Consider the following 11,211-nt stretch of genomic DNA (forward strand, 5'->3'; position numbering starts at 1 on the left):
ACCGGGCCACGGGCGTTTCGGTGCTTGACAACCTGGGCCGCGTGGTGCTCACGCGCACGCTGCCCGCCGGCGCAACCGACGTGCTGGAGCTGCCCCTGGCCGCGCTGGCCCCCGGCGTCTACTCCGTGCTGGCCCACACCCAGGCCGGCCTCGTCGCCAAGCGCCTGGTGGTGCAGTAAGCTACTTGAAATATCTTTCAGGCTGAAAAGCAAAAAGCCCCGACGAAATTCGCCGGGGCTTTTTACTGCAATAAAAAACCTCCCACCAGCGGTGAGAGGCTTTCCGAGCTATGAAAACAACTGTCCCCTGTGGAGACACTGCTTCATATACGCTGAATACCGGGCAGTTGGATTGCCGGGTGGCGGGTTTTCAGGCCCCGTCCATCCGCACGATTTTGGGGGTGAAGGAGCCGAGGACGTCCACCAAATCGTGCTGGCTGGCCATCACGGTGTGGATGTCTTTGTAGGCCATCGGTGCTTCGTCGAGCCCGCCCCCGATTAGCTCGATGCCGTGCTCGGCGAGGTGCTTGCGCACCTGCGCTTCGCCCAGCTCGGCCTTGGCGCGGGTGCGCGACATGAGCCGGCCGGCCCCGTGTGAAGCCGAAGCCAACGATGCCGCCGACCCTTTTCCGCGCACAATGAAGCCGGGGGCCGTCATCGAGCCGGGGATGATGCCGAGCACACCCGCCCCGGCCGGCGTCGCGCCCTTGCGGTGCGTGATGACCTCGCGGCCATCGGCCAGCCGCTCTTTCCAGGCGAAGTTGTGGTGGTTTTCCACTTTCGCCAGGGGCTTTTCGCCGAGGGCTTTGGCCAGACGGCGGTGAATCTGCTCGTGGCAGGCTGAGGCGTAGTTGCCAGCCAGGGTCATGGCGGCCCAGTATTCCTGGCCGGCTTCGGTGTCGAGGCCGAGCCAGGCGAGGTGCTGGGCATCGCTGGGCAGGTGGCACACGTCCTTCGCCAGCTTGGTGTAGCGCTCGGCAATGCCCGCGCCCAGGCCCCGCGAGCCGGAGTGTGAAAGCACGCCCAAATACTGGCCCACGGGCACGCCCAACTCGTTTTCTGTCTCCGTGATTTCGACAATGCCGAACTCCACAAAGTGGTTGCCGGAACCGGATGTCCCCACCTGTTCGGCGGCTTTATCGAGCTTGTTTTTCAGGAAGGGAATGGTGCGAAATTCCTCACTATCAAGCACAGCATGGTCCATTCGCTGGCCTCGCTCGAAGCCGCGGCCGCTGCCGAAACGGGTGTTATCGAGCAGGATGCTGCGTAGCTGCTGGGTGCGCTGGGTGAGGAATTTAGCAGGCAAATCGAATACCGACAAAGCCATGCGGCAGCCAATGTCCACGCCCACGGCGTAGGGAATCACCGCGTTGTCCGTCGCCAGCACGCCGCCGATGGGCAGGCCGTAGCCGTGGTGGGCATCGGGCATGAGCGCGCCGGCCACGGTCACGGGCAGCTTCATGGCAATTTCCATCTGGTGAATGGCGCCTTGCTCGATGTGCTCGGCCCCGAACACGGCGTAGTCCTTGCGCTCCACCAGACTGATGTGGCGGTTGGGCGGCGGCAGTAAAGCCGCCGCCGTATGGCTCCAGTCGAGGTGCGTGAGGTAGTCGTTGGGATTGGCGATGAGTTGACCTAGCAAAGCCAACTGGTCAGTTTGAGAAAGTTTTTTGAGATGCTTGCGCTGCAATTGAGCCAGCGCGAGCCCGATGGCCCGGCCTTCGGGAAAACCGAGGTTTCGGAGGTCGTTGCCGCGTAATTGTGAGGCCATAAAATGGTCGTTGCACGGGTAGAGACGCATATTTGCGTCTCTACCCGTTGATGAGAAAAAGAAAAAATAAAACGAGCCAGGCAACAGCCACACCGCCTGAATGTGCTCTAACCAGCGGAGCTACCGCCGGCAATTGCCAGCGAGCCGGGTTCGAACCGGCGACCGCATCGTTCGTGGCGAAGTATGGCAGTGCTACGGCACCGGCCCGTTTTATGAGCAAAAAACCGGAGCAACAAGCGTCCCGCGTATTGGCCCATGGGGCCGACGTGACAGGTCGAAGTAGCGCGAGACTACGGCATTCGGCTTTGGTAGAAAAAGGCACAAGTTAAACGTGTTTTGAAAGCGCCAGCCGGGCTTCACCCAGCCAGCGGTTCACCCAGAACCGCTCGTCGGCGGCCATGGACCGGTTGTGGCGGCCCCGGGCTTGCACCACAAGGCGCTCCGGACTCACTTCGAGCGTGACCACCGGGCGGCAGTCAATTCGGAGCGAAAAAATGCCGCAGCGGCCCTTCCGGCACGAATCGACGTAGGAGGCCACGCAGTGTTGCAGGGTGCGGCCCTCCTCCACCAGCTGACCAAAAGTGGTGAGCTGGGTGATGCGAACCCGCCCCTCGTCGCTGCCCGCGAAATCGGGCACCGCCAGGCCTTCCCAGGCCGTTTCGAAGGGCAGCGTGCTGCTGGTGTGGCCACGCAGCCGCGCCAGGCTGCGGTGCCAGGCCGCGGTGTGCGCCAGCACGCTGGCCATGGTGCGGCCCCGCAGCGAGAAGCCGGGTTGCGGCGGCTCGGGGCCGATGCCCACACGGCGCTTCTGGTGAATCCAGTCGCACACCGGGCCAAACTGCCGGTAGTCGACCATGGGCGCGGCGCGGAAAAAATCGACCACGCCCAGCCAGAAGTCATCGCCCCGGTCCAGCTCCCCGCGCCCCATGCGCGACTCCAGCACCACCCCAAACCAATCGAGCGCGTCGCGCACGGCCAGTTGGGCGTAGCGGTAGGCTTCGAGCACGGTGCAGCTGGCGGGGGCCTGGCGCATTTCGTGCTCCAGGCGCTTGGTGAGCGGCACGGGCAGGCCCGAAAAGCTGCGCAGCGACCGGCCACGCCCGAGGTGTATCGTCAGCTCGGCCAGGTTCAGGCCGAGGTTGGCGGTGCGGGTAGCCGTCCAGGCCCCAATCACCCAGGCTGGCACGTCGCCGTACTGGTCGAAAAGGTGACGCACGAGGCTTTCGAGCTGGGCATGCACGTTTTTGCGGTGCGGGGTCCAGTCCGCTAGCTCGCGCAGCCGGCTGGGGTAGTTGGTGCAGAGCGCGCCGAGGGCCCCGGCCAGGTCGGGGCGGTCCAGCAGGGTACTGCGCCGCTCGGCCAGGGCCAGCAGGAAAGCTTTGCTCTGCCGGGCTTCCAGCTTGGAACGGTTATCCACGCAATGCAGGTAAAGCTGGCCTAAAGGACTATTAAGGCCGATTTGTGCGTAAATATCCGGGGCAGATTCAAAGGAAAACAGAAACTCAATTTGCCGGACTGGCGACCATTTGCGCCAGTTAATGTGCCCGGTCAGCACGGTTATGGCCCGCTGCGTGCTGGCAGCGTGGGCCGAGATGGGTTTGTTGCGGTTGGACATACGGCAGTGGCGCGAGGGCCAGGCCCCGCAGCCAGCGAAAAACGATGGACTGATTCATTGCGGCGGAGGTAGCTGAAGTCTTGAAGCATAAGAAAGACACGGTTTAGGCCCGTAAAATGGCGGTGAATAATGAAGTTGACAAGGGTTAAAAATTGAACAGTCAGCAGGGATTTACAGTCGAAGTAAGACTGCTCGACGACACCTTCCCAACTCCTTCCTCCGCCGGGGCAACAAGCGCCCGGCCTTCTAGTCCTGCTCTACCACTGAGCTACGAAAACGGCCTCACGACTACTTTCGGCGGGATTCGAACCCGCGACCTGGGCATTAAAAGTGCGAAGTATGGCCGGGCTACGACACCCGACGGAGGTTGGATTAGGATGTATTGGGGCAAAAAGCGGCGGTGTCTATTGAATAGCGCGTCTACCAATTTCGCCACTCGCAACGGCGACGTTGTGAGGCGGGATTCGAACCCGCAGGACTTTACAGCACTACTTCCCGAAGTATCACCTACCTACGGCACCCAATACAAGCATTTGTTTCCGGCTGGGGCAACAGTCGCCGGGCCAGTTAGCACGGCCCTACCAATGCGCGTTTGCCCTGCCTCGCGGCAGCACTTCGGGAGTCGAACCCGCGACCGCACCTCATTTGGAGCGAAGAAAGGCCCGGCTACGGCACCCATCCGGAAACGTATTTCAAGTTGATTTTTTATCCGAAAATTCAGGGCGACAGTCGGTAGGCGTATATTTTTCACCTGAAGCCGAAGCTTCGGGCCGGGGCTCGAACCCGCAGTGCCAAACAGGCACCGAAAACGACCAGAAGTAACGCCCGCCTACGGCACCTGAACCAAGCGGATTCCGCCGAGGTGGGACGGGCCACGCGGTGGCTCCGTCCCGGTCGGCGACTGCCCCAAATGGGCAGCCGTCTTCCTCATTTCGGCAGTTAGAATTAGGGGTTAAACGGTTAGAAAAACGGTTTTAGTATTCGTCCGAAGGCACACAGCGTAGTTTGGGGCGGCCGGGGGTTCCGCTTTATTGCCCGGCCGGGCCGCAGGTTTTACAAGTCAATTTTCTCGATTTCGGTGAGCGCTGAGCCGCCGTTATCCAGCGCATTCAGCACGTCGAAAACTTTGTCGGACCAGCCGGCGATGAGGGCCACGCCGGTTTCGGGGCGCAGTTCCAGCGGCACGGTGCCGTGCCCGGCCAGGTCGAAGAGGTAGAGGCGGGCATTGGGGGCCACGGTACGGCGGTACCCGGCCCATTCCTGGGCCAGGGTGCCGCCGTCGCCAGTGCTGTTCCACAGCTGCACGTCGGTGAACATCATTACCTTGTCCACCACCTCGCGGCGCTGCACCAAGTCTTTGATTACCAGGTAGCCGTTGGTGGAGTAGCCCACTTCGCCTTCGCGCTGGTAGAACTCTTCCACGTTGCGTAGCACCGGTCCACGGGGCAGGCTGATGCGCTTCCACGTATCGCCGAACATACCGGTGATGACGTTCTGGCACCGGCTCTGGAGCAGCATCCCCAGCACGAGGCTCACGTCGTAGAGCAGCACTTTGCTGCGCGGCGAAATGGCCTTTTGCATGGAGCTGGACACGTCGCAGGCGACCACCACGCGGGTGTCGTGCCCGAAACCGCGCAGGTTCACGGCGCTGTGCGCAATGGCCGTTTCCAGCGCCGCCAACACGCCCGCCACATGGCCGCTGGGCAAGATTTTCACCTCGCGGAAGGCGGCCAGGAAACGGAACGGCAGCTGCTTGCTGCGCGCCACCGCAAACCGGTCGGCCAGGGTATCACACACCCGCTCCATCGCCGCCGCCGACACATTGGCTTCGAGGATGTTGCGCAGGTTGCGCAGCAAGGCCATGTAGCCCAGCTTGCCGCTGATAATGAGCGTTTCCCACGTCTGACGGACGGCCGTTTGCCGGTCCGCATCACAGGCGTAAGTCCCCTGCCCTACTGCCGACAGCTCGGTTTCCCAGGTGTAGGGCGTGGGCAACTCGCCGCGCACCAGCTGGTCGAACAGGGCTTGCTGGGCCTCATCCTTGGCATTGGGGTGCACCAGGAAGAGGGCATCGCGCAGGCGCACCGCGCCATCACGGTCGTACTTGGCCAGCTGGTAGCCGTCGAAACGGTTGAAGCTGAGCGCCAAGCCTTTTTGCAGCTGCTTGGAGAGGCGGTTGAGGACTTTGTTGCCGCTGCGGCTGTTGGCCAGGGCGTAGAAAGCCAGCAATTCCGTGATTTCATCGGGGCGCTGCACCACGCGGGCCACCAGGCGGCTCACGAGGTTGTCGCCTCGGTGCAGCTGGGCCAGTTCTACGCACAACACCAAGGGCACGGTGCGCAGATTCAGGCTTTCACGGGCATACACCGCCAATTGCGCCACGAAAACGGGGTCATTTTTGGCCACCAACTCCCGCAGACGCTGCAAGCGGGTATTGGCCGTTTCGTAGAACTAGTCGCTGAGCGCGGCCGTGGCGACGGCAGCGTACAGTTCCACCTTCGGCGTGAGGGTGAAGGCAGCAGCACCCTCGTGGTTAACGGTGGGCGCGCTGTTTCGGGAGAAGAAGTTGAAGCGCATAGTGGGGGAATTTAGGGAGGTGAAATGTGGATTTGAATTGCGTGTGGTGGTCATGCAGAGCGCAGCGAAGCATCTTGCTCGCATCGTTGCACGATTGAATTACTATTGCATGCGAGATGCTTCGCTGCGCTTTGCATGACGTTCTTTTAGAATTGAATTATCATTTCTAATTACCGATAATTCGAAATTCAATTTGAATTAGGCACACTTTTTCCTGGCAAATAAAAACACGTTTTTATTTGGAAATTAATGGCACGAAAAAGCCCGGCTTTTGCGGGCCGGGCTTTTCTATTTCGCGTGATTTACGCCGATATTATCGACGCATTCAACAAAGAAGAAAAGCACGGGCGCACCGTTTATCCTGGCCGCAATCGGACCGGAATTGTGTCGGCTCAGGCTGGTAATTGGGGCAAATAGGGTGCATGGATTGAATGGGTAAGCGGTTGATAAACCGGCTAACAACAAAAAACCCGAGCATTATGGGCTCGGGCGGTGTCGGGTTTCAGCGGGGGCTGAAATCAGGCAAACGTACCGAGCGGGAGCAGCCGTGCTGGCTGCATCTTATCCGAGTTGCTGGTGAATGTTAGGTGGCGGTACATGATTGTTTGCTTTTGGTGCGACAAAGGTTGGATATTAATTTTAATTGCGCAACTAATTTTTGAAAATAATTAATAAATATTATTTTTGACCGGAATATAAGTCGGGAATAAAGTGAATAGAGCGTCATGCTTCGCTGCGCTCTGCATGACGCTCTATTCACCTCTCCAAAAACATCCAGCCCCAGTTCCCAGTAACTGCGGCGTATGCCCTGCCTCGCCACTTCCGACCACTACACCCTCGACCTGCCCGCCGGGCATCGCTTCCCCATCGCCAAATACGCTCTGATTCGGGAGCAGCTATTGTGGCAAGGCATTGCCATGCCGGAGGATTTCTACGAGCCTGGGCTATGCGCGGAGGAGGATATTTTGCGGGTCCACACCGCGGAGTATTGGCACAAAGTGCGCGACTTGCAGCTGACGCCCCGTGAAGTGCGCAACCTGGGGCTGCCGCAAAGCCCGCAGCTGGTGCGGCGCTCGCTGAGCAGCAGCGCGGGCACGGTGCAATCGGCGTTGCGGGCCCTGCGCGATGGCATTGGGATGAACCTGGCAGGCGGCACCCACCACGCATTTGCCAACCGAGGCGAGGGGTTTTGCGTGCTGAACGACCAGGCCATTGCCGCCGCGCATTTGCTGGCGCACGGGCTGGCAAAGCAAATTCTGATTGTGGATTTGGACGTGCACCAGGGCGACGGCACGGCCAGCATTTTCCGCGATGAGCCCCGCGTTTTCACGTTTTCCATGCACGCGGGAGCCAATTATCCGTTGCGCAAGGAACAGTCGGACTTGGATATTCCGCTGGCGCTGGGCACGGGGGATGCGGAGTATCTGGCGCAGCTTACCTCAACGCTGGAACCGCTGGTGGAGCGGGTGCAGCCCGATTTCATTTTTTACCAAGCCGGCGTGGACGTGCTGGCGACTGATAAACTGGGCAAGCTGGCCCTCACTCCGGCCGGCTGTCGGCAGCGCGATGAATTGGTGCTGGGCCTGTGCCGGGCGCGGGGCCTGCCAGTGGCGGTAAGCATGGGCGGGGGCTATTCTGAGCGCCTGGCCGACATCGTGGATGCGCATTGCAATACGTTTCGGGTGGCGTTTGAATTGTGGCCGTAGGAACGCGCCATGGCGCGTTCAATTGTTGAACAACCGGCGGTTTCGTTACGCTAACTGGTCCGTCATATTCATATCCGAACGGGCCACGCCGAACGCGCACGCCGAACGCGCCATGGCGCGTTCCTACCTTTGTGACCAATGAGAAAAGCTGATTCCGCGCATCCCGCGCCCATTACCGTTCCTGTTCGAACCGATGAAAAGCCGACGGGTACCACCGCCCAGCAGGCCTTCCGGCAAGCTATTCTGGATGTGGAGAACCTGCGGGAGCGGCTGCGCGACCTGCGTGCCGAGCAGGCCGAAGCCCGGCGGCGCTACTGGCAGCAGGTGGGCCCGGCGGCCACGGCCGTGGTGGCGGCCCGCCATGCGCTGTATGCGCCGCTGGAAGAAGCCTTGCTGCTGAGCTACTTCAGCCGCCTGGAGGAGCAGCAGATTACGGGCGTAATTCTGGGCAATGCGCGCAACCTGGAAGAACGGTTTGGGGAGGATGAGGAGGCAATTTTTCGCAAGTATGCGCCAGCCCAGGCGCGCCGGAATGCGGCGGCGAAAGCTGCAGGCGACGCGGACGGCACTCCAACACCGCAGCCCACTTACGTTCCCGACCCGAGTCTGCCACCGCATGAGCAGGCGGCGGCCGCGGCCAAGGCCCGCCGCAAAACCAAAGCCCAGCGCCTGCAGGAAGCCGCCGCGCAAGCGGCCCAACTCGACCAAAAACAACTCGAATCGAACACCAAAACCATTTACCGCCAACTGGCCCGCACCCACCACCCCGACCTGGAGCGTGACCCCGACAAGCAGGCCGACAAAACCGCCCAGATGCAGCGCATTACGGAAGCATACGAGGCCGACGACCTGTATACGCTGCTGCAATTGCTGGCCGAATCGGGCCCGGCCGACACGGCCGCCGATGACGTGCTGGCCCGCTACACCCGCGCCCTGCTGCAGCAGCAAACCCAGCTGAAACAGGAAATGAACGAGCTGAAATACGGCCCCAACGGCTTCATCACGGGCGCGGGCAAAAAGCAGGAGCTGGAACTGCGCCAGCTCAAGCGCGACCTGCGGGCCGAGGCCGAGTACGTGGCCCACATCGGCCGGTTGTTTGGCCAGCCAGATGGCCTGCGCGACATGCTGCGCCAGCTGGCCGCCGAAGGCCTGGAAAGCATCTGATTACGTGCGCCGCGCTACGCCGGAAACAGCAGCGTGAACGTGGTGCCGCGCCCCAGCTCACTCTCCACGGCCAGCTCGATATTGAGCAGCGCGCCAGCTTTGGCTACGATGGACAGGCCCAGGCCGGTGCCGCCGATATCCTTGTGCGCCAGCGCGTCGGAGCGGTAGAGCGGGTCGAAAATCCGGTCCAAATCCTCGGGGCAAATGCCAATTCCCTGGTCCCGGATGGTGCAGCGCAGGCGGGAATTGGCTTCGGCCAGCCCGACGGTGATGGTGGAGCTGGCCGGCGAATACTTCACCGCGTTGGCCAGCACGTTGTCCAGAATCAAGTCGACCAAAAATGGGTCCGACGCGATAGGCGGCAGGTCGCCGTCCTGCACGTCCACGCGAATGTGCTTGGCGTTAATGTCGGCGCGGTGGCGGTAGAGCACGTCGTGCACGCAGCTAAGCACCGTGATTTCCTGGCGATTCAGACCCTTGGCGTGGTTTTCGAAGCGCGCCAGCAGCAGCAGCTGGTCGACGAGGTGCGTGAGGCGGTCGATTTCGTGGATGCCGCGCACGATGCTTTCCACGTACTCGGGGGCGCTGCGGGGCTTGCGCACCAGCACTTCCAGCGTGCCCTTGAGCACGGCCAGCGGCGTGCGCAACTCGTGCGAGGCATCGGCGGTGAACTGCTTTTCGCGTTCCACGGCTTCCTCGATGCGCTGCAGCAGGCCGTTGATGGCACTGGCCAGCGTATGCAGCTCGTCGGGGCGCGGCGGCAGGGCAATGCGCTCGGCTAAGTTGCTGCGGGTGATGCGGTTGGTGGTGGCCGTAATCTGGGCGATGGGCGCGATGCTGCGCCCGGCCAGCAGGCGCGCAATGCCAAACAGCACCAGCACCACCACGGGAAACGAGCCCAGCAACACCATCTCCAGGCTGTCGAGGACGTGCTGCGCGGCTTCCGACGAGATGCCGGCCAGCAGGTAGCCCACCGGCGCGCGCCCAACTACCACCGGCACCTGCACCTGCCGGATGGCCCGGCCGCGCAGCACCGAGCTCAGCGGCGGTTGCTCCTGGCCGGGTGTGAAGGCGAGCTGGTCGGTTTTCAGATTGGGCGAGCGGTCCATGAGCTGGCCGCGCAAGTCATTCACTTGGATAAACACCGGGTTGACCTGCACCTCGCGGTGCTCCCGCTCCTGCCACTCGTCCTTGTTGGCGAAGTGAATTTCGCCGCCGCGAATGGCCAGCTCGCCCATGTGCTTGGCTGCCTCGAAGTGCAGGTTGGCGTCGAGGTCTTTATACACGCGGTGCTGCACCACGCCAAACACCACCAGGTACACGGCCGCTACCAGCGCGGCCGTGGCCAGCATGTAGTGCAGCGCAATGCGGTTTTTGAAGGTGAGGGGCATTGGGGAAGAGGGGAAAGAGGGGAAAGAGGGGAAAGAGGGGAAAGAGGGAAGGTAAAAGAACGTCATGCTGAGCGCAGCCGAAGCATCTCGCGTGTGGTAGTGATTCAATCGTTGAACGAAGCGAGCGAGATGCTTCGGCTGCGCTCGGCATGACGTTCTCGGTAGTCTGCCAAACAGACCGCCTAGTCCCGCGCAACATAGCCAATGCCGCGAATGGTCTGCAAAAACTCGTCATCCTTCGTGATTTTTAACTTTTTGCGCAGCGCATTCATGTACACGTCAATCACGCCGGTGTTGTATTCGAAGTGAATATCCCACACGTTTTCGATGATGCTCTGGCGGCGGCACACCTTGCCTTTGTTGCGCAGCAGGTACTCCAGCAGCGCAAACTCCTTCTGGGTGAGGGCAATTTCTTCGTCGTCCTTATACACCTGGTGGGTGCTCACATCCAGCACGATGGGGCCGAGCGTGAACCGTTCGGAGGGCCCGCCCGCCGGCCGCAGCTGCACCCGGATGCGCTCCAGCAGCTCTTCGAAATGGAAGGGCTTTTTGATGTAGTCGTTGGCCCCCGCCTGCAGGCCCGCGATGGTGTCCTGCACGGTATCCTTGGCCGTGAGGAAGATGAGGGGCGTCTGGTCCTGTTGGGCACGCAGCTGGCGGCACACGTCCAGGCCGGTGAGGCCGGGCAGCATCCAGTCCACCAGCAGCAGGTCGTAGGGCTGGGCCTGGGCCTGGGCGAGGCCGGCCGGGCCGGTAGCGGCCACGTCCACCGCGAAGCCTTCCTCCTCCAGGCCTTGCTTCAGGAAGCGGGCAATGCCGGGCTCGTCTTCAACTATTAAAATGCGCATGCGGAGTGGATGAAAAAAGCAGGTGCCGGGCTAACGGCAATAAGCGCACGAAGATGCTGGGCTTTTGACACTAACATGAATTTTAAGTGAATCTTAAGGCGGCTTTAAGGGCTGACTAAGGCGCTTGCGCGTTTATGCCT

The 11,211-nt window shown here is 61.5% G+C and carries 8 protein-coding genes; 2 read left to right on the top strand and 6 right to left on the bottom strand.

The genetic code is table 11. The features are described 5' to 3' along the window. Window positions 1–369 precede the first annotated feature (369 nt). From J4G38_RS15185 to J4G38_RS28705, 4 genes are all read right to left on the bottom strand, one after another. Window positions 370–1,770 (bottom strand): RtcB family protein, encoded by a 1,401-nt coding sequence (locus J4G38_RS15185; RefSeq protein WP_210517766.1) that lies wholly within the window; start codon window positions 1,768–1,770, stop codon window positions 370–372. 325 nt (window positions 1,771–2,095) lie between these two features. Next, window positions 2,096–3,385, bottom strand: coding sequence for a PcfJ domain-containing protein (locus tag J4G38_RS15190; protein ID WP_210517768.1), 1,290 nt, complete (start codon window positions 3,383–3,385; stop codon window positions 2,096–2,098). A 1,053-nt stretch (window positions 3,386–4,438) separates the two neighbouring features. Then, on the bottom strand, window positions 4,439–5,812 hold the full coding sequence (locus J4G38_RS15195) for a TROVE domain-containing protein (RefSeq protein ID WP_226163447.1): 1,374 nt from the start codon (window positions 5,810–5,812) through the stop codon (window positions 4,439–4,441). 24 nt (window positions 5,813–5,836) lie between these two features. Then, window positions 5,837–5,962 carry a hypothetical protein gene (locus J4G38_RS28705; protein ID WP_262906100.1) on the bottom strand — a complete coding sequence of 42 codons (126 nt, stop codon included), beginning with the start codon at window positions 5,960–5,962 and terminating at the stop codon, window positions 5,837–5,839. Window positions 5,963–6,765: 803 nt separating this feature from the next. Between J4G38_RS28705 and J4G38_RS15200 the strand changes: the two genes are divergently transcribed. Further along, window positions 6,766–7,668 carry a histone deacetylase family protein gene (locus J4G38_RS15200; RefSeq protein ID WP_210517770.1) on the top strand — a complete coding sequence of 301 codons (903 nt, stop codon included), beginning with the start codon at window positions 6,766–6,768 and terminating at the stop codon, window positions 7,666–7,668. A 138-nt stretch (window positions 7,669–7,806) separates the two neighbouring features. After that, entirely contained in the window at window positions 7,807–8,832 is a 1,026-nt protein-coding gene (locus J4G38_RS15205; RefSeq protein WP_210517772.1) for a J domain-containing protein, read from the top strand. Between the two features lie 14 nt (window positions 8,833–8,846). On the opposite strand, the gene J4G38_RS15210 is transcribed toward J4G38_RS15205, so the two are convergent. Both J4G38_RS15210 and J4G38_RS15215 read right to left on the bottom strand, forming a co-directional pair. Then, window positions 8,847–10,223 carry a sensor histidine kinase gene (locus J4G38_RS15210; RefSeq protein ID WP_210517774.1) on the bottom strand — a complete coding sequence of 459 codons (1,377 nt, stop codon included), beginning with the start codon at window positions 10,221–10,223 and terminating at the stop codon, window positions 8,847–8,849. A gap of 182 nt (window positions 10,224–10,405) precedes the next feature. After that, window positions 10,406–11,071, bottom strand: a complete 666-nt coding sequence (locus J4G38_RS15215) for a response regulator transcription factor (protein ID WP_210517777.1) — start codon at window positions 11,069–11,071, stop codon at window positions 10,406–10,408. Window positions 11,072–11,211 lie beyond the last annotated feature (140 nt).

Source organism: Hymenobacter terricola, from assembly GCF_017921975.2.
In the GTDB taxonomy this organism is placed as follows: domain Bacteria; phylum Bacteroidota; class Bacteroidia; order Cytophagales; family Hymenobacteraceae; genus Hymenobacter; species Hymenobacter terricola.